Consider the following 19,763-nt stretch of genomic DNA (forward strand, 5'->3'; position numbering starts at 1 on the left):
ATATTTTTCCAATAGGCGAGCAGAGAGGTTTTTCGCACAGTTGCGTAAGACTCTTCCGACACTCCATCCCATAGATTGCCTACCTAGACTTACGTCCAATGGGCACCTCGGTCTTAGGGGTCGACCATGTCTGAGTCATCCGACCACAACAATTCAAACAAAGACTGCGGTAACGGTTATGAGTAGAGCGGACGCCTTCACACAGGCAGGGAAAACCGCGGTGTTGCAGAACATCCAGGGTACGTTGCAATTCCTTCAGCGCTTCCCGCCCTTCAATCAGATGGAACACGCTCACCTGGCGTACCTGGTGGAACAATGCCAGCTGCGTTTTTATGCCCCCGGCGAGAGCATCATCAAGCCCGCCGACGGACCCGTTGAACACTTCTATATCGTCAAGCAAGGCCGGGTGGTGGGCGAACGTCCGCACACGGCAAAGGGTGGTACCGAAACGGTGTTTGAAATCACCACCGGCGAGTGTTTCCCCCTTGCTGCGTTGCTGGGCGAACGGGCGACCCGCACCGAGCATCTGGCGGGCGAGGACACCTTCTGCCTGCAACTGAACAAAGCCGCATTCATCCGCCTGTTTTCACTGTCGGACACCTTTCGTAATTTCGCCCTGCGTTGCGTCAGCAGCTTGCTGGACCAGGTCAATCAGCAGGTCCAGCAGAAGGCCGTGGAAACCCTCGGCACCCAGTATTCGCTCAACACCCGACTCGGCGAACTGGCCATGCGTCACCCGGTGACTTGCAGCCCGCTCACGCCGCTGCGCGAGGCCGTGACGCTGATGCATGAGCAGCAGGTCGGCAGCATCGTGGCCGTCGACGAACACAAAGCGCCCCTGGGTATATTCACCCTGCGCGACCTGCGCCAGGCCGTGGCCAATGGCAGCAGTGACTTCAACGAAGCCATTGAGCGATTCATGACCCCCGCGCCCTTTTACCTGTCGCCGGATCACAGCGCCTTCGATGCCGCGATTGCCATGACCGAGCGCCACATCGCCCACGTCTGCCTGGTCAAGGATCAGCGCCTTTGCGGCGTGGTGTCGGAGCGCGATCTGTTTTCCCTGCAACGGGTCGATCTGGTGCACCTGGCGCGGACCATCCGCAATGCGCCCCGGGTGGAAAACCTGGTGGCGATGCGTGGCGAAATCGGCCAACTGGTCGAGCGCATGCTGGCCCATGGTGCGTCGTCGACCCAGATCACACACATCATCACTTTGCTCAACGATCACACCGTGTGCCGGGTGATCGAACTGACCCTCGCCGAGAAAGACGACCCCGGCGTGCCGTTCAGTTGGCTGTGCTTCGGCAGCGAAGGTCGCCGCGAACAGACGCTGCATACCGACCAGGACAACGGTATTGTGTTCGAAGCCCGGGACGCAGCCCATGCGGCGGAGATTCGCGGCAAGTTGCTGCCCATCGCCCAGCAGATCAACCAGAGCCTGGCGCTGTGCGGTTTCACCCTGTGCAAGGGCAACATCATGGCCGGCAACCCCGAGCTGTGCCTGTCCCGTGCGGAATGGGCGCGACGCTTTTCGGCGTTTATCCGCGAGGCGACGCCGGAGAATTTGCTGGGCTCCAGCATCTATTTCGATTTGCGCGTGGTCTGGGGCAGCGAACAGAGTTGCGAACAGTTGCGTCGGGGTATTCTCGATCAGGTCGGCGACAACCGTTTGTTCCAGCGGATGATGGCCGAGAATGCGCTGCGCAATCGTCCGCCTGTAGGGCGTTTCCGTGATTTTGTGCTGGCGCGCAAAAATGGTGAGAAAGCCACGCTGGACCTGAAGACCCAGGGCCTGGCCCCTTTTGTCGACGGCGCTCGCGTATTGGCTCTCGCCCATGGCATCGAAGCCAACAACACCCTGGAGCGCTTTCGTCAGTTGATCGCCAAAGAAGTGATCGAGCCTCTGGATGGCGCGGCGTACGAAGAGGCTTATCACTTCATTCAGCAAACGCGCATGCAGCAACATCAACTACAGACCCGGGAGAATTTTCCCTACTCCAATCGGGTCGATCCTGACAGCCTTAATCACCTGGACCGCCGCATCCTGCGCGAATCCCTGCGTCAGGCCCAGCGCCTGCAAAGCAGCCTGAGCCTGCGGTATCAGCTATGAGCCTGTTCTCATGGCTGCGTGCGGCCAGCCCAACGCTGTCCGCCGACCTGCAGCATCGGCTCGAACGCTTGCCAGATCCCGCCACCCCGGGCGAATGCAGCCTGCGCGAACAACGTTGGGTCGTGCTCGACCTGGAAACCACCGGGCTGAACATGAACAAGGATCGGGTGCTGTCCATCGGTGCGGTGGTGATCGAGGACGGGGCGATCGACTTCAGTCAGCAGTTCGAGCGCACCTTGCAATGCGCTGAAGTCAAACTCGGCCCCAGCGTGCTGATCCACGGGCTGGGCCCCAGTGCCATCGCGGCAGGCAGCGATCCGGCCGAGGCGTTGCTCGACCTTATGGAGTACATCGGTGACAGCCCGGTGCTGGCCTTCCATGCGCCGTTTGATCAACACATGCTCGGGCGCGCATTGAAAGATCATCTGGGCTACAAGTTGCGGCACCTGTTTATGGACGTGGCGGATATTGCTCCGTTGCTGTGCCCACAGGCGCACATTCGCGAGGCCGGGCTGGACGACTGGATCGACTGGTTCAAGCTGGAAGTCTTCGAGCGTCACCACGCCAGTGCCGATGCGCTGGCCACCGCAGAACTGGCGCTGATCCTGTTCAGCCGGGCGCGACAGCAGCAGATTCATAGCCCGTTAAACCTGCAACAGCGCTTGAGCCAATGGAAACGGCGGCAGCAGGCGCCGTCCTTCTAATAACGACGCGGTCAACGTAGGAGCTGCCGAAGGCTGCGATCTTTTTTCAAGATCAAAAAATCGCAGCCTTCGGCAGCTCCTACGGAGTTTGGCGCCACCAACCACCCGACCAGCGCCAATTGCTTCCCGTCCCGGCCTCTGACACAATCGCGAACAATTCTCGTTGGTTAACCCTTCCCACTCGGTGATGCTGCGTGTCGTCAGTCCCCAGCCCTCAAAGTGAGCTCGTCGGTGCGCTATATCGCGACCACCGCAGTTGGCTATTGGGCTGGCTTCGGCGCAACGTCGCTTGCCCGCAACGGGCCGAAGACCTGAGCCAGGACACCTTTGTGCGCTTGCTGGGTCGTGAAGAATTGAAGGTGCCTCGCGAGCCGCGAGCTTTTCTGGTGGCGATTGCCAAGGGCTTGCTGTTCGACTATTTCCGTCGCGCCGCGCTCGAGCAGGCCTACCTCACCGAACTGATGCTGATCCCCGAAGCCGAACAACCGTCGGTGGAAGAACAGCAGATGATCCTCGAAGACCTGAAAAACATTGATCGCCTGCTCGGCAAACTCTCAAGCAAGGCCCGGGCGGCGTTTCTCTTTAACCGTCTCGATGGCCTGGGCCATGCGGAAATTGCCGAGCGTTTGGGTGTCTCGGTGCCGCGGGTTCGTCAGTACCTGGCTCAGGGCGTTCGTCAGTGCTACATCGCGCTGTACGGTGAGCCGACATGAGCCCGGTTAGCTCCAAACCGGTGTCGGCGCAAGTGCTGGACGCCGCGATTGCGTGGCAGTTGTCCCTGGACTCCGGCAACCCGGTAGAGCGCGAAGCATTCACTAATTGGCACGCCGCCCACGAAGAACACGCACGGGCCTGGCGTCAGTTGGGCATGCTCGATCAACGCTTCAGTGTTGCCAGCGGCCCGGCGCGAACTGCGCTGCTGCAATCGCGCGAGGGCATTCGGCGGCGCGTGCGCAAACTCGGTAGCGGCCTGGCCAGTGTCGTCGCAGTGATCGGTCTGGCGTTGTTCGCCGGCGAACGTTATCTGCCGGTCGACTATTGGCTGGCCGACCAGCGCACCGCGACCGGCGAGCAGCGCACCCTGCGCCTGGCCGACGGCACCGTGATCAATCTCAACACCCACAGCGCCGTGGACGTACGTTTCGATGAGAAGCAGCGTCTGATCGTCCTTCAGGAAGGTGAAATCCTCGTCGAGACCGGTCATGGCGACGCGCGGCCGTTCATCGTCGAAACCCGCGAAGGCAGCATGCGCGCACTGGGGACGCGGTTCCTGGTCAAGCGCGAGGAAGAAGGCACGCGCCTGAGCGTGTTGCAGTCGGCGGTGGCGGCCCATCCGCAATCCAGCCCCGAAGAGCAGATCCTGCGTGAAGGTCAGCAAGTGCTGATCCGAAACAACGGCCTGGGGCCGATAGTGGCCGTCAACATGGGTGCAGACGCCTGGACCCGTGGCATGTTGGTGGTGGACAACACACGGTTGGAAGATCTGGTGCAGGAAATCGGTCGCTACCGACCCGGCTATCTGGGGGTGGCACCGCAAGTCGCTGACCTGCGGATCACCGGCAGCTTCCCGCTGCGCGATACCGACCTGGCGCTTAATGCCCTGCTGCCGACCCTGCCGGTGAAGATCGAACAGCACACGCAATGGTGGGTGACGGTGGTGGCAAAGGCAGACGCCAAACCCTGACGGATGCTTCTCTGTCAGGCCCTATCGCTAGCAGGCTAGCTCCCACATTTGACCTGCGAACAAAGGTCCATTGTGGGAGCTAGCCTGCTAGCGATAGGGCCATCAGCCTGACCACAAACCAAAAACCGTTTACTGAATCTAAATTATTTTCATCCAGCCCTATCACTTTTCGATTTTCATTCGGCACCTAGGCAATTGAGAAGTATTCCCTTTCAGGAGCCGCTGTATGTCCCGTTCGCTAGACACCTTGTTGCGCCCCAGTTTGCTGGCGGTAGCCATTGCCCTTTGCACCCCTTTGGCCAGCAGCCAACTGATCGCCGCTGAACAGGCATCCAGCGTTCGCGCCTACAACCTGCCGGCCGCCCCGCTGGCCAGCACCCTCAACCAGATTGCCAGCCAGGCCGGCCTGGCGCTGTCGTTGAATCCGTCGCTGGCGGCGGGCAAGACCTCGGCCCCGGTCAAAGGCCAGTTCGACGCGGCGGGCGCCCTGCGCGAAGCCCTGCGTGGCACCGGGCTGCAACTGGAGCAAAGCAGCGCTGGCACTTACAGCCTGGTGGCTGTGCCTGAAGGTGTGATGGCGCTGCCGGCGACCAGCGTGATTGGCGTGGAAGACTCCGAAAGTGCCTGGGGCCCGGCACAAGGCTACCTGGCCAAGCGCACCGCTGCCGGTACCAAGACCGATACCGCGCTGGCTGAAGTACCGCGTTCGATCTCTGTCGCCACCCGTGAACAGATGCAGGACCGTGCCGTACAGAATCTGGATGACGCCGTACGTTACATGCCCGGTGTGATCGCCAGCAGCTACGGCAGCGATAGCCGTGCCGAGTGGCTGAAGGTTCGTGGATTTGAACCCACCCAGTTCCTCGATGGCTTGCCGCTGCCAAAGGGCACTTACACCATGCCGAAGATGGAGACCTGGGATCTTGAACGCGTAGCGCTGCTGCGTGGCCCTGCCTCTTCGCTGTACGGCCAGACACCACCAGGCGGTCTGGTCGACATGGTCAGTCGGCGCCCTGATGCATTGGCCAGCCATGAAGTGCAATTGCAGGTCGGCAGCTACGAGCGCAAGCAGATCAGCTTCGACAGCACCGGTCCGGTCGATGACGAAGGGCGTTTTTTGTATCGTGTCAGCGGTGTGGTACGCGATAGCAACACCACCATCGAGCACATTGACGACAAGCGCTACAACATCGCTCCCAGCCTGACCTGGAACATCGATCCCGACACCACGTTGACGTTCCTCAGCCAGTACAACCGTGACGATACCGGCACCACCAGCCAGTTCCTGCCGCTACAAGGCACCAAGCTGTCCACGCCCGCCGGTGAAGTGAAGTTCCACAAGAATCTCGGCGATCCAGAATGGGAATTCTACGACAAGACCTATTACGCCTTGGGTTATGCCTTTGAGCACCGGATGAACGACGTTTGGCAGTTCCGGCAGAACCTGCGCTACACCAAAAGCGACCTGTCCTTCCAGAGCATCACTTCGGGCGGTTTCTACGGTTCGGTTGCAGACGACGGCACACTGTCTCGTGGTGCCAACGTTGTCGACGAAGACCTCAGTCAGTTTGCTGTGGATAACAATTTCCAGGCTGATTTCGACACCGGCATAATCAAGCACACGGTATTGCTGGGCCTGGACCACCAACGCGTCAACACCAATTACAAATGGCTGTTTGGCAGCGCGCCAACCAGCAACATCAACAACCCGATTTACGGTCAGGACTTCAGTAACGTCCCCTTCAACGCGTTCAACGATTACAACCAGAAGACCCATGACACTGGCCTCTACGTTCAGGACCAGATGGCCCTCGACAACTGGCGCCTGACCCTGGGCGGTCGTCAGGACTGGCTACACACCGATTCGACGTTCTACAACATGAACAATGCCAAGGACACCCGCGACGACACCAACTTCAGCGGCAACGCGGCCCTGAGCTATGTGTTCGACTCCGGCTTCACGCCTTACGTCTCCTATGCCGAATCCTTCCAGGCAGAAGCCGGTGGCGCCAATGGCGAAGCATTCCGTCCGGGAACCGGCAAGCAATACGAAGTCGGTATCAAGTACCAGCCTCCGGGCACCGACATGCTGTTCACAGCTGCCGCCTATGACCTGACCCGCAAGGACATCGTACTGAGCGACACCCTGGGCGTATCTCGCCCACTGGGTGAAGCGAAAGTACGTGGTTTCGAGCTGGAAGCGACCGGTAACGTCAACGAGAACTTGAACCTGACCGCCTCGTACACCTACGCCAACAGCAAGATGACCAAAGTCACCGATCCACTGGACAAAAACCGCCCGCTGCCACTGACCCCGGAAAACCAGGCCGCTGCATGGGCTGACTACACGTGGCATACCGGTGTTCTGGATGGCTTCGGAATCGGCTTCGGCGTGCGCTATGTCGGCGAAACCGACAACATCGCCATTGGCAGCATGGCTTTCGTACGCGATCCATCCGATGGCCACAGCGATTCCTATACCGTCTATGATGCGGCCGTCCATTACGACCTGGGTCGCCTGGACAACGTACTCAAGGGCGTCAGTGTCAGCGTCAATGCCAACAACGTATTCGACAAGGAATACATTTCGACCTGTGACGGTTTCTACTGCTACTACGGCGACCGTCGCAACGTGATGGCCAGCCTCGACTACAAGTGGTAACCGCTTGACCTGACACGCCCAACGACCAGGCCGTCCTTCGTGGACGGCTTTGGTTTTTCTGAAGGCTATGAAATGAAAAGTAAAACAATTCGCCGCTGGTCCGCTGTACATACCTGGACCAGCCTGATTTGCACCGCGTTCCTGCTGATGCTGGCACTGACCGGTCTGCCGTTGATCTTCCACCACGAGATCGACCACTTGTTGGGCGATGCCGCCGAGTTGAAGGTCATGCCGGCGGACACGCCGCAGTTGAACCTGCAGCAACTGGTGCAGGCCGCGCAAAAGCATCGTCCCGGCGAAGTCGTGCAGTACTTCGGTTATGAAGAGGACGAACCCAACGCCGCGATTGCGATCATGGCGCCCACGGCCGGCACCGAGCCGAATTCGTCCCACACCTTCATGCTCGACACCCGTACCGGTGAAGCCCTGGAGATGCCTTCGGCCAATGGTGGCTTCATGATGGTGATGTTGCGCCTGCACGTGGACATGTTCGCCGGGTTGCCGGGCAAGTTGCTGTTGGCGTTCATGGGGATTCTGTTCGTGGTGGCGATTGTCTCCGGCACGGTGCTGTACCTGCCGTTCATGCGTCGCTTGAAATTCGCCACCGTGAGGCAGGACAAATCCACCCGCCTGCGCTGGCTCGACCTGCATAACCTGATCGGCGTCGTGACGCTGACCTGGGCGCTGGTTGTCGGTGTGACCGGCGTTGTCAGCGCCTGCGCGGACTTGCTGATTGCCGCCTGGCGCAACGACTCGCTGACCGCGATGATCGCGCCTTATCGCGATGCTCCGCCGCTCACGCAACTGGCGCCCGCCACCCGCTTGCTCGACATCGCCGAGGAAGTCGCACCGGGCATGCAGCCGGACTTTATCGCCTTCCCAGGCACGCGCTTTTCCAGTGAGCACCATTACGCAGTGTTCATGAAGGGCAGCACACACCTGACCTCGCACCTGCTGACGCCCGTACTGATCGATGCCAGCACCCTGCAGGTCACCGCGGTGGTCGAACGCCCGTGGTACATGGACGTCATGGGCATGTCACAACCGCTGCACTTCGGTGACTATGGCGGCATGCCGATGCAGATCCTCTGGGCGACCCTCGATGTGCTGACCATCATCGTGCTCGGGAGCGGGGTTTACCTGTGGGTGGTGCGACGCAAGGCCGCGAAACCCGTGCTGGAAAAATCGGAGAGCGCGGCATGAAACCCCGGCAGTCAAACTTCTGGAAGGTCTTCGGCACCCCCACCCTCATCGCCCTGTTCAGCGCGGCGGGTTTGTTTGCCGCGTTGCTGGGTGATGGTGTGTGGGATGCGTTGAGCTGGTTGGGACTCGGCATCCCGGCCATCCTCGGCCTGCGCGGCCTCCTGCAACGCCGCTGATCCCTGTAGGAGCTGCCGAAGGCTGCGATCTTTGCCTTTCAAGATCAATAGATCGTAGCCTTCGGCAGCTCCTACACTTCGGAATTTTCCCAAGTCATACGATGACGCCCTCTTCCGCTCGTCAGCCTGCCTCGCAAATCCTCTGACATATTTGTTGACAGTTTCACCCTTGCGCTTCTATAAAGTCACGCGTTGTACGACAACCTACAACAAGCGCAGCAACCAAAAATAAATCCAAAAAATATTGGTGACGTGATGAAAGTCAAAGGCATCCGCTGGTGGATGGTCGGCCTGGTGACGGCTGGTCTGATGGTCAACTACCTGGCTCGCAATACCCTCTCAGTGGCCGCACCGACCCTGATGAGCGAAATGAACATCACCACCGAGCAGTACTCGCACATCGTTGTCGCGTGGCAGGTCTGCTATGCCTTGATGCAACCGGTGGCCGGCTACATCATCGATGCCATCGGCACCAAAATGGGCTTCGCCATCTTCGCCTTTGCCTGGTCGATCGCTTGTGCGCTGGCTGCACTGGCGACGGGTTGGCAGGGCCTGGCATTCGTCCGTGGCCTGCTCGGCTTGACGGAAGCCGCGGGCTTGCCGGCAGCGGTCAAGACTTCCACCGAATGGTTTCCCGCCAAAGAACGTTCGGTGGCCATCGGCTGGTTCAACATTGGCTCCTCGATTGGTGCCGTACTGGCGCCACCGCTGGTGGTCTGGGCGATTTTGAACAGCGGCTGGGAACTGGCGTTCCTGATCGTCGGCGGACTGGGCGTGGCCTGGACCTTTCTGTGGATGGTCCTCTACAAGCATCCACGGGATCAAAAGCGTCTGAGCGATGAAGAACGCGATTACATCCTCAGCGGTCAGGAAGATCACTTCAAAGACACCACCAAGCAAAAAGGCAGCTGGAAAAAGATCATCGGCAGCCGCAACTTTTACGCCATCGCCAGCGCCCGCATGCTCTCCGAGCCGGCATGGCAGACCTTCAATGCGTGGATTCCGTTGTACCTGATGACCGAGCGACACATGAACATCAAGGAGATCGCGATGTTTGCCTGGCTACCATTCCTGGCCGCCGACCTGGGCTGCGTACTCGGTGGTTACCTGAGCCCGTTCTTCCACAAGCACTGCAATGTGTCGTTGTTCACCTCGCGCAAAATGGTCCTGCTGTTCGGCGCCTCGTGCATGATCGGCCCGGCCTGCATCGGTCTGGTCGCCAGCCCCTATACGGCGATTGCGCTGCTGTGCATCGGCGGCTTCGCTCACCAGACGTTGTCCGGTGCGTTGTACGCGATCACCTCCGACTCGTTCGGCAAAAACGAAGTGGCCACCGCCACCGGCATGGGCGGCATGTTCGGCTACCTGGGCGCCGCTGCGTTTACCTTGGTGTTTGGTGTGATGGTGACCAGGATCGGCTACAGCCCGCTGTTCGTGGTGCTGGCGATTTTCGATATCGTCGCGGCGTTCATCGTCTGGACGGTGGCTCGCGAACTCAAGCCGCAAGCCGTTTCAGGGCCACAAGCCGGGCAGACACTGCAAGCCGCCAGCTAAAACGCAATCCCTGTGGGAAAGAGCCTGCTCGCGATAGCAGTCTGTCAGCCAACATAGCTGTTGAATGTCAGGCCGCCATCGCGAGCAGGCTCGCTCCCACAGGAGATCGACATTTGAGCCAACGAGCCAACGCGCTATGCTGCCCGGCACTGCCCACCGATCGAGACACTGCCATGTCCGCCCCGAGCATGACCCTGTACCACAACACCCTTTCCCCCTTCGTCCGTAAAGTCATGGTGATGCTGCATGAAACCGGTCAACAGGACCGCGTGGCGTTGCAGAACTGCGTGCTCACGCCGGTAGATCCGGACCTGATGCTGATCAATGACAACCCGCTGAGCAAAATCCCCGCGCTGCGCCTGGCCGATGGCAACATCATTCATGACAGCCGGGTGATCCTCGACTACCTCGACCATCAACACGTCGGCAACCCGCTCATCCCCCGTGAGGGCTCCGCACGGTGGCGTCGTCTGACCCTGGCCTCTCTGGCCGACGGAATCATGGACGCCGCCGTACTGGTGCGTTACGAAGTCGTCTTGCGCGCCCCGGAAAAACAGTGGGACGCGTACCTCGACGGCCAGCGCGACAAGATCCGCCGCGCTTTGGCCTTGCTGGAAAAAGACGCGATTGCCGAGCTGACCAGCCACTTCGACGTCGCCGCGATCAGCGTGGCCTGTGCGCTGGGTTACGTGGACCTGCGCCACCCGGATCTGGACTGGCGCACGGCGAATCCGCAGCTGGCGGCGTGGTATTTCGAGGTCAGCCAACGGCCTTCGATGATCGCGACAATGCCCAAGGTTTGAAGCGAGCATTGCAGTCTGCTCGAAAGCAATCGGTCAGCAATCCGGCTTGTCTGCGGTAAACCGACGAGCCGGATTCACCGCTGCACCAAACTCACGCAGCGCCTTCGCGCCAATCAACAACGGGTAGTTGAAGCTGCTGCGGTCAGTCAGGTTGACCTCGACTGTGCGTTTGACGTTACCCAGGCACAGTTCCAGATCAACCACCGGGCGCTTGGTGGGTGCGATCACTTCACTTTCATCTTCGTCCTCTTCGGAGCGGGTCTTGATCTTGCTGATCCGCGCGACTTTGTGCTCGTAGACCTTGTCGCTCGCATCTTTGGTAGCGAGGCGGAAACGTACCCAGTCTTCGCCATCGCGGGTGAAGGTTTCGATGTCTTTGGCCGAGAGCGAAGCGGTCAGCGCGCCGGTATCCATCTTGGCCTTGAGCACTTCGCCGCCGATTTCCGGCAGTGCGATGTATTCGTAGCGCCCGTAAAGGGTCGGCTCGGCGGCCATGACCGGCAGGGCGATGAGGGAAAGCAGTGCAAGGAGGGATTTCACGTAATGGGCTTCCATGAGAAGTGAGCAGCGGGATTTTAGACCGTTGTCCACATGATCGTTCCCACAAGGTTAGCGGCAGGGAAGTGAAACATTCGTCACCACCGATTTGGCCTGCCGTCCGAAGCTGCTTATCATGTCGCGCCCAAATGATTTCAAGAGTTACTTATGCGCCGCCTGCTCACCGGCTGTTTCGTCGCCTTGCTGCTATTGCTCAATACGCTGGTCCTGATCGGTCCGCTGATGGTGTTTGCCCTGTTCAAACTGGTCCTGCCGGGCCCCTTTCGCGACTATGCCTCAAGGTTGGTCATGTGGATCGCCGAGACGTGGTCGGAAATCGACAAGCTGATTTTCCGCCTGTGCATCCCCACCCAATGGGACATTCGCGGCGGTGACGATCTGCGCCGCGACACTTCTTACCTGGTGATCAGCAACCATCAATCCTGGGTCGATATCCCGGCGCTGATCCAGACGCTCAACCGACGTACGCCGTTTTTCAAATTCTTCCTCAAGAAAGAACTGATCTGGGTGCCCTTCCTCGGTCTGGCGTGGTGGGCGCTGGATTATCCGTTCATGAAGCGCTACAGCAAGGCCTTCCTGGCCAGGCATCCGGAACTTGCGGGCAAGGATCTGGAAATCACCAAACAGGCCTGCGAGCTGTTCAAGCGTCAGCCGGTCACCGTGGTCAATTATCTGGAAGGCACTCGCTTCACGCCGACCAAACGTGCCCAGCAACAATCACCGTTCAGCCATTTGCTCAAACCCAAGGCCGGTGGCGTGGCGTTTGTGCTGGCAGCCATGGGTGAACAGCTGGACGCCATTCTGGATGTGACGGTGGTTTATCCGCAGCAAACGATTCCGGGTTTCCGGGATCTGATCTGCGGCAATGTGCCAAGGGTGATTATCGACATCAAGACCCGCGAACTTGATCCGTCGTTGTCCCAAGGCGATTACGAGAACGACCCGCTGTTTCGCGAGAAAATCCAGAACTGGGTCAACCAGCTCTGGATCGAGAAGGACCAGCGCATCGACGCTTTGCGCGCCGAGCGTAACTGAATCAGGTGCCGGTGCCGGTGCCGGTGCCGGTGCCCCAGATGCTGCCCAGGCTGCTCAGCAGCGAACCACCAACACCCTGCTGACCGAGGTATTGCAGGAGTATCGGGGCAAACTGGCCGATCATGCCGGTGTCCATGCCCAGGGCGCTGAAGGCGTTGCTCAGGTCACTGGTGTCCTTGACGTTGCCCAGGGCGTTGTCCAACCCGGCGGCTTTGCCGGTGGAGCCGAGCAGCCCGGCCAGCGCACCCAACTCACCGCCACCTGACAACTTGTCGATCCCCGGCACACTCTTGGCCAGTTCCGAGTAATCGGTCGAGCTCAACTGGTTCTTCGCCAGCCCCAACATCGCGCCGGCACCGCCGACGGCTTGCTGCGGGGTGATGTTCAATTGAGTGAGCGCGCCCAGCAGATCTGCCGTTTGCGTAGTGGGCGCCGCGTCGGTAGCCGCGTTGCCGCCCTGCATGCCCGAAATGGCATTGGCCGCATCGTTCAGGCTGAACTGTGCGAAGACCGGGCTGGCGGACAAGGCCAACAGCGAAGCCAGTGCAATACCGCGTGAAATCTTCATCCAGACATCCTCTTGTGCATGTAAACCGTCCGGTTGAACGGACGGAAAGCTGCCGGTTTGACCGGACATCGACCGGCATGTTCCTGTGCGACTCAGGCATTTTTACCTTGTCAGTCGATCCAAGCGAAAACGGCGACCCGAAGGTCGCCGTTTTGTTTGGCCTGAAGACTTACGCCGCGCTGAACAGCTTGTGCGGATCGATCACAAACTTCTTCGGCACACCCGCATCGAACTCGCCGTAACCTTCCGGCGCCTGATCCAGGCTGATGACTTGCACACCCACCACTTCGGCGATGTTGATGCGGTCCCACATGATCGCCTGCATCAACTGGCGGTTGTACTTCATCACCGGTGTCTGGCCGGTGTGGAAGCTGTGGGATTTGGCCCAGCCGAGGCCGAAGCGGATGCTCAGGCTGCCCATTTTTGCCGCAGCGTCGACAGCGCCCGGGTCTTCGGTGACGTAGAGGCCGGGGATGCCGATCTTGCCAGCGACACGCACCACGCCCATCAGTGAGTTGAGCACGGTAGCCGGGGCTTCGTGTTTGACGCCATCATGGCCGTGGCCACGGGCTTCGAAACCTACGGCGTCGACGGCGCAATCCACTTCCGGTTCACCGAGCAGCGCGGCGATTTGTTCGTGCAGCGGGGTGTCGAGGGACAGGTCAGCGATTTCAAAACCCTGGGCCTTGGCGTGAGCCAGGCGCACGGTGTTGACGTCGCCGATGATCACCACTGCCGCGCCCAACAGACGGGCCGAAGCAGCCGCCGCCAGGCCGACCGGACCGGCACCAGCAATGTAAACGGTACTGCCCGGGCCAACACCAGCGGTCACGGCACCGTGGTAACCGGTCGGCAGGATGTCGGAGAGGCAGGTCAGGTCGCGAATTTTCTCCATGGCCCGGTCGCGATCCGGGAGTTTGAGCAAGTTGAAGTCGGCGTACGGCACCAAGGCGTATTCGGCCTGACCACCGGTCCAGTCGCCCATGTCGACGTAACCATAAGCACCACCGGGGCGCGCCGGGTTGACGCTCAGGCAGACGCCGGTGTGCATTTCCTTGCAGGAACGGCAGCGCCCGCAAGCCACGTTGAACGGCACGGACACCAGATCGCCGATCTGCAGGTTCTCGACGTCGCTGCCCTTCTCGATCACTTCACCGGTGATCTCATGTCCCAGCACCAGGCCGGTTTGCGCCGTGGTACGGCCGCGCACCATGTGCTGGTCGGAACCACAGATATTGGTGGAAACCACACGCAGGATGACGGCGTGGTTAATCTTCCTGCCGCGCGGGTCCTGCATTTTCGGATAGTCGATTTTCTGCACTTCGACCTTGCCAGCGCCGAGATACACCACACCACGATTGCCAGACATGCTTTCACCTCGCTGTTGTTTTTATGTAGCGGTCGCGTCGCCAGGGATCGGCGCCGCGTTGATTGCTCTGGGTGTTGCCTGTGTGTTTTGTGTTGTTCGTGCGAGCCTCATCGCCAGCAAGCCGGCTCCTACAAGGGATCGCGGCCGAGCCAGATCTTATGCCGGCCTCAATCCTGTAGGAGCCGGCTTGCTGGCGATGGGCTGCGAAGCGGCCCCAAAAATCTAAAGCACAACGGTGCGATTGGCGTTCAAAAACACTCGTCGTTCAATGTGATACCCAACCGCCCGCGCCAGGGTCAGGCCTTCAATATCCCGCCCCTTGGCGATCAGGTCTTCCGGGTAATGGCTGTGATCCACCACCTCGACGCCTTGAGCAATGATCGGCCCTTCATCGAGATCGTTATTGATGTAATGCGCCGTCGCACCCACCAGTTTCACGCCCTTGTTGTAGGCCTGGTGATAGGGCTTGGCACCTTTGAAACCGGGCAGCAGGGAGTGGTGGATATTGATCGCCTTGCCATCGAGTTTGCGGCACAGCTCCGGCGACAGCACCTGCATGTAGCGGGCGAGGATCACCAGCTCAGCCCCGGCCTCTTCGATCACCTGCAACACCTGGCGTTCCTGGGAGGGCTTGTCGTTCGGGTCCAGCGGGAAGTGGTAGTACGGAATCTGGTGCCAGTCGGCCAGCGGCTTGAGGTCCGGGTGGTTGGAGACCACGGCAGCCACGTCCATCGACAATTGGCCGATGCGCTGGCGGTAGAGCAAGTCGTTGAGGCAGTGATCGGCCTTGGAGACCATGATCACCACCTTCGGCCGGTAATGCGGCGGTGTCAGTTCGAAGATCATGCCGAAGGATTCACCGCGCTCGGCGAGACCTGCGCGGAAGGACTGCTCGTCGAAGCCATCAGGTTGGCGAAACTCCACGCGAATGAAGAAACGGCCCGAGAGCCGGTCATCAAAGGAGTGGTGTTCGGTGACGTAGCAGCCCTGCTCGAACAGAAAGCGCGTCACCGCGTCCACGGTGCCGAGCACGCTGGGGCAGTCGGCAGTCAGGATCCATGTGTCTGGGGCGCGGCTCATAGTGCGGTGACTCCTGTTCGTTTAATGACAACCGCTGCGCGGTTGATCGCTGGCAAGCCAGCTCCTACAGGGGTTCACGTCGCTCTCAAGACCGACATCAATCCTGCAGGAGCCGGCTTGCCGGCGATAAATCTCAAGCCTGAACGCTTAGCCCATACTCGGCAGAAGCATCCTGCAGCCACAACCACCAGTAATCCGAGAAGCTGCGGCGGATCAGCAGCTCCCAGGTGTCTTCGGCGGTGTGACGGATCATCAGTTGCGACTTGGCGAACACCGTGCCGACGGCTTTGCCCACCGGGAAGTTATTCGGGTGCACGTCGTAGCTGGTGGACTTCATCAATACCTGGCGCACGTTCGGGCCGCTCAGCTCGAGGAGCTGCTGGCCACCGCTGACGTTGACGATTGCAATGTGCAGATCGCCCAGTGCTGCGCGCAGTTTTTGCTCGGCGGCGAACTCTTCACCACTCGGCACGATCAGCAGCCATTCATCCGGCCCCATCCATTGCAGGCTGGATTCGCCTTTGACGATCACGCTCAGCGCACCCGGCAGTTCGATGCCCAGGGCCTTGTGTACGCCTGCGGCGAATGCTGCGTCGTGACCATCGCCACGGAGGGTCAGGTGGCCGAGGAGTTTCTTCTCGCGAACGATGACGCCGGCACTCTTTCGGCCCTTGCCCACCAGACTGGCGAGGTCGGCATGATGCAGCGACGACTCGGCCTTGGTCCCGGTGGTTGGGCGTTGCTGATAAACATTGGCTGTGGTCATAAAGCACCTTTCCTGAATTCTGTTGATGGTGCGGTTGCCTCCTGTAGGAGCCGGCTTGCTGGCGATCCAAACGACGCGGTGTATCAGATGCACCGCGTTATCGTTCATCGCCAGCAAGCCGGCTCCTACGGACATCCGGCAATCACACGTTCTGGCGTTCGCCTTTCGGATCGAAGAACACCGAAGAAACGATTTCCGCCTCGATCACGCTGCCGTCGGCCAGCGGTGCGAACACGCGCTCACCCATCCGCTGCAACCCGCCCTTGACCACGCCCATGGCGAACGAATAGCCCAAGGAGTTGTGCAGGTAACTGGAGGTCACGTGACCGACCATGGTCATCGGGATGGCTTGCTTGGTGTTGAACACCAGTTGCGCACCTTCCGGTAGCCATTTGTTCGGATCGATTGGCTTCAGGCCCACCAGTTGCTTGCGCTGATCACGCACGCAGTCTTCACGGTTCATGCCACGCCAGCCGATCCACGAGAACGGTTTGGTGCGACCGACACACCAGCCCATGTTCAGGTCGTCCGGGGTCATCGAGCTGTCAGTGTCCTGACCGACGATGATGAAGCCCTTCTCGGCCCGCAGCACGTGCATGGTTTCGGTGCCATATGGCGTCAGGTTGTACTTCTTGCCAGCATCAACAATTTTCTCCAATACACCCATCGCATAGTCGGCTTGCACGTTGACTTCGTACGACAGCTCACCGGTAAACGAAATCCGGAATACCCGCGCCGGCACACCACCCACCAGACCTTCTTTCCAGGTCATGAACGGGAACGCTTCGCTGCTCAGGTCGATGTCGGTGACTTCAGCGAGCAGCTTGCGGCTGTTCGGCCCGGACAGGGTCATGGTCGCCCAGTGGTCGGTGACGGAGGTGAAGTACACCTTCATGTCCGGCCATTCGGTCTGGTGGTACAGCTCCAGCCACTGAAGTACGCGAGCCGCGCCGCCAGTGGTGGTGGTCATGACGAAATGGTTGTCCGCCAGGCAAGCCGTCACGCCGTCGTCGAAGACCATGCCGTCTTCTTTGCACATCAGGCCGTAACGGGCCTTGCCCACATCGAGCTTGGTCCAGGCGTTGGTGTAGACGCGGTTGAGGAACTCACGCGCATCCGGGCCCTGGATGTCGATCTTGCCCAGGGTCGAAGCGTCCAGCAGGCCGACGCTGTCGCGCACGGCTTTGCATTCGCGCTTGACGGCGGCGTGCAGGTCTTCACCGGATTTCGGGAAGTACCAAGGACGTTTCCACTGGCCGACGTCTTCAAACTCGGCGCCGTTTTTCAGGTGCCATTGATGCAGTGCGGTGTAACGCACCGGCTCGAAGATGTGCCCACAGTGACGACCGGCCACGGCGCCGAACGTCACCGGCGTGTAGTTCGGGCGGAACATGGTGGTGCCCATCTGCGGGATGGTCACGTTCAGCGAGCGGGCAGCGATGGCCAGGCCGTTGACGTTGCCGAGCTTGCCCTGATCGGTGCCGAAGCCCAGGGCGGTGTAGCGCTTGACGTGCTCGACCGACTCGAAACCCTCGCGCGTCGCCAGTTCGATGGCGGCGGCGGTGACGTCGTTTTGCAGGTCGACGAATTGCTTCGGCGCCCGTGCGGTGTTCTTTTCATGTGGCACCTGGAACAGCGCCAGCGTCGGCTCTTCAAGACGGCTCAGGGCTTTTGGCAACAGGCCTTCGACGGTCTGGAACCCGGCTTCTGCGGCGGCGCGGGCGCCCCCTTCAAAACCGTCAGCCAAAGAATCGCCGAGACCATAGACCCCGTTGATGCCACCGACACACACGCGTTTCTGCGGTGCTTCGCCCGGTACGAAACCGAGGATGTCTTCGCGCCAGATCGGCTTGCCGCCCAAGTGCGAAGCCAGGTGAACCACCGGGCTGTAGCCGCCGGAACTGGCGACGATGTCGCAGTCGAGCCATTCGCCCGGGCTGGTGACTTTGTGTCCCTTCACATCGATCGCGGCAACGCGGGCAGCGGTCACGTGCTTGCTGCCACGGGCCTCGATCACGGCGCTGCCGGTGAGGATGCGGATGCCTTTAGCGCGAGCCTCCTCCACCAGCGCACCACGCGGGTTGCTGCGGGCGTCGGCGATGGCCACCACTTGCAGGCTGGCATCGAGCCAATCCAGGGCAACGCGGTAGGCGTGGTCGTTGTTGGTCGACAGCACCAGTTTTTTGCCCGGTGCCACGCCGTAGCGGCGCACGTAGGTCGAGATGGCGCCGGCGAGCATGTTGCCCGGCACGTCGTTGTTGCCGTAGACCAATGGACGCTCGTGAGCGCCGGTCGCCAGCACTACGCGAGTGGCGCGGACCCGGTGAATACGCTGACGCACCTGGCCAATCGGTGCACGGTCGCCGAGGTGATCGGTCAGGCGCTCGTGAATGGTCAGGAAGTTGTGGTCGTGGTAGCCGTTGACCGTGGCGCGTGGCAACAGCAGCACGTCCGGGGTGTTCTTCAGTTCGTCGATGACACCGGCCACCCACTCCATTGCAGGCTTGCCGTCGAGGCTTTCGCGGGAGTCGAGCAGGCTGCCGCCGAACTCTTCCTGTTCATCGGCGAGAATCACGCGAGCACCACTGCGTGCAGCCGCCAAAGCAGCGGCCAGACCCGCCGGGCCACCACCCACGATCAGCACGTCGCAGTGCTGGTTCATGTAGTCGTAGGTGTCCGGATCGTTCTCGGTCGGCGAGCGGCCAAGACCGGCAGCCTTGCGGATGTACTTCTCGTAAGTCATCCAGAACGATTGCGGGTACATGAAAGTTTTGTAGTAGAAACCCGGTGGCATCAGCTTGCCGCCGACCTTGCCGAGAATCCCCATCATGTCGTTGTTCACGCTCGGCCAGCCGTTGGTGCTGGTGGCGACCAGGCCCTGATACAACGCCTGTTGCGTGGCGCGCACGTTCGGAATCTGCGTGGCTTCGGTGGCGCCGATCTGCAGCACCGCGTTCGGCTCTTCGGCACCGGCAGCGAAGATGCCGCGCGGACGGGAATACTTGAAGCTGCGACCGATGATATCGACGCCGTTGGCGATCAGGGCGGCGGCCAGCGAGTCGCCTTCAAAGCCTTTGTAGCTCTGGCCGTTGAAGGTGAAGGTCAGGACTTTGTTGCGGTCGATCCGTCCGCCGTTGGACAGGCGATTGATCTGGCTCATACCTTCTCTCCCAGAGCCGTGCTGGCCGCTTTCGGGCTATCGGTCTTGTCGGTGAATTGTGGCTTGGTGCCGATCTTGTAGGTTTCGAGAATCTCGTAGGTCACGGTGTCGCGGGTGACGTTGAAGTACTGGCGGCAACCGGCGACGTGATCCCACAGCTCGTGGTGCAGACCGCGCGGGTTATCGCGGAAGAACATGTAGTCGCCCCACTCCTCGTCGGTGCAGGAGCCTGGGTCCAGTGGGCGCGGGATGTGCGCCTGGCCGGAAGCGTGGAATTCCTCTTCGGAGCGCAGTTCGCCGCAGTGAGGACAGAAGATATGCAACATGG

Annotated in this window: 17 protein-coding genes; 10 read left to right on the plus strand and 7 right to left on the minus strand. The window is 60.5% G+C overall.

Translation table 11 applies throughout. The features are described from left to right. The first annotated feature begins 178 nt into the window (after positions 1-178). The 9 genes from QMK58_RS27395 to QMK58_RS27435 all read left to right on the plus strand — a co-directional run bounded on the left by QMK58_RS27395 (position 179) and on the right by QMK58_RS27435 (position 10,899). Positions 179-2,113, plus strand: coding sequence for a putative nucleotidyltransferase substrate binding domain-containing protein (locus tag QMK58_RS27395; RefSeq protein WP_053163041.1), 1,935 nt, complete (start codon positions 179-181; stop codon positions 2,111-2,113). Beyond that, positions 2,110-2,817, plus strand: coding sequence for a PolC-type DNA polymerase III (locus QMK58_RS27400; protein ID WP_053163043.1), 708 nt, complete (start codon positions 2,110-2,112; stop codon positions 2,815-2,817). Before QMK58_RS27395 ends, QMK58_RS27400 begins: the two co-directional genes overlap by 4 nt. Positions 2,818-3,011: 194 nt before the next feature. After that, positions 3,012-3,530, plus strand: a complete 519-nt coding sequence (locus tag QMK58_RS27405; RefSeq protein WP_320395661.1) for an RNA polymerase sigma factor — start codon at positions 3,012-3,014, stop codon at positions 3,528-3,530. Continuing rightward, positions 3,527-4,501, plus strand: a complete 975-nt coding sequence (locus QMK58_RS27410) for a FecR family protein (RefSeq protein ID WP_320395662.1) — start codon at positions 3,527-3,529, stop codon at positions 4,499-4,501. Before QMK58_RS27405 ends, QMK58_RS27410 begins: the two co-directional genes overlap by 4 nt. A 226-nt stretch (positions 4,502-4,727) precedes the next feature. After that, complete coding sequence (locus QMK58_RS27415) at positions 4,728-7,163, plus strand: TonB-dependent siderophore receptor (RefSeq protein ID WP_053163049.1); 2,436 nt, start codon at positions 4,728-4,730, stop codon at positions 7,161-7,163. A gap of 72 nt (positions 7,164-7,235) precedes the next feature. Then, positions 7,236-8,366 (plus strand): PepSY-associated TM helix domain-containing protein, encoded by a 1,131-nt coding sequence (locus QMK58_RS27420; RefSeq protein ID WP_320395663.1) that lies wholly within the window; start codon positions 7,236-7,238, stop codon positions 8,364-8,366. Beyond that, on the plus strand, positions 8,363-8,542 hold the full coding sequence (locus QMK58_RS27425; RefSeq protein WP_053163051.1) for a hypothetical protein: 180 nt from the start codon (positions 8,363-8,365) through the stop codon (positions 8,540-8,542). The genes QMK58_RS27420 and QMK58_RS27425 overlap by 4 nt, the downstream gene beginning before the upstream one ends. Positions 8,543-8,797: 255 nt before the next feature. Beyond that, the gene (locus QMK58_RS27430; protein WP_053163053.1) at positions 8,798-10,096 is read left to right on the plus strand and encodes an MFS transporter; all 1,299 of its coding nucleotides are present in this window, start codon (positions 8,798-8,800) and stop codon (positions 10,094-10,096) included. Between the two features lie 173 nt (positions 10,097-10,269). Next, positions 10,270-10,899, plus strand: a complete 630-nt coding sequence (locus QMK58_RS27435) for a glutathione S-transferase family protein (protein ID WP_053163055.1) — start codon at positions 10,270-10,272, stop codon at positions 10,897-10,899. 33 nt (positions 10,900-10,932) lie between these two features. On the opposite strand, the gene QMK58_RS27440 is transcribed toward QMK58_RS27435, so the two are convergent. After that, positions 10,933-11,439, minus strand: coding sequence for an ATP-dependent zinc protease (locus QMK58_RS27440; RefSeq protein ID WP_320395664.1), 507 nt, complete (start codon positions 11,437-11,439; stop codon positions 10,933-10,935). A 165-nt stretch (positions 11,440-11,604) separates the two neighbouring features. Here QMK58_RS27440 and QMK58_RS27445 point away from each other — a divergent pair, with 165 nt between their 5' ends. Then, positions 11,605-12,492: an acyltransferase gene (locus tag QMK58_RS27445; RefSeq protein ID WP_320395665.1), complete on the plus strand. Its 888-nt coding sequence runs from the start codon at positions 11,605-11,607 to the stop codon at positions 12,490-12,492. A 1-nt stretch (position 12,493) separates the two neighbouring features. Here the strand turns inward: QMK58_RS27445 and QMK58_RS27450 are convergent, their stop codons facing one another. The 6 genes from QMK58_RS27450 to QMK58_RS27475 all read right to left on the minus strand — a co-directional run bounded on the left by QMK58_RS27450 (position 12,494) and on the right by QMK58_RS27475 (position 19,761). After that, positions 12,494-13,060: a DUF2780 domain-containing protein gene (locus QMK58_RS27450; protein ID WP_320395666.1), complete on the minus strand. Its 567-nt coding sequence runs from the start codon at positions 13,058-13,060 to the stop codon at positions 12,494-12,496. Between the two features lie 169 nt (positions 13,061-13,229). Then, on the minus strand, positions 13,230-14,429 hold the full coding sequence (gene fdhA / locus QMK58_RS27455) for a formaldehyde dehydrogenase, glutathione-independent (protein WP_053163059.1): 1,200 nt from the start codon (positions 14,427-14,429) through the stop codon (positions 13,230-13,232). Between the two features lie 222 nt (positions 14,430-14,651). Beyond that, positions 14,652-15,509 (minus strand): formyltetrahydrofolate deformylase, encoded by an 858-nt coding sequence (purU, locus tag QMK58_RS27460; RefSeq protein WP_053163062.1) that lies wholly within the window; start codon positions 15,507-15,509, stop codon positions 14,652-14,654. Positions 15,510-15,642: 133 nt separating this feature from the next. Continuing rightward, positions 15,643-16,275, minus strand: a complete 633-nt coding sequence (locus tag QMK58_RS27465; protein WP_053163064.1) for a sarcosine oxidase subunit gamma — start codon at positions 16,273-16,275, stop codon at positions 15,643-15,645. 142 nt (positions 16,276-16,417) lie between these two features. After that, positions 16,418-19,435, minus strand: a complete 3,018-nt coding sequence (locus QMK58_RS27470) for a sarcosine oxidase subunit alpha (protein ID WP_053163066.1) — start codon at positions 19,433-19,435, stop codon at positions 16,418-16,420. After that, positions 19,432-19,761: a sarcosine oxidase subunit delta gene (locus tag QMK58_RS27475; protein ID WP_053163068.1), complete on the minus strand. Its 330-nt coding sequence runs from the start codon at positions 19,759-19,761 to the stop codon at positions 19,432-19,434. The genes QMK58_RS27470 and QMK58_RS27475 overlap by 4 nt, the downstream gene beginning before the upstream one ends. Positions 19,762-19,763: the final 2 nt, after the last annotated feature.

It is taken from the genome of Pseudomonas sp. P8_241, assembly GCF_034008315.1.
Classification (GTDB): Bacteria; Pseudomonadota; Gammaproteobacteria; order Pseudomonadales; family Pseudomonadaceae; genus Aquipseudomonas.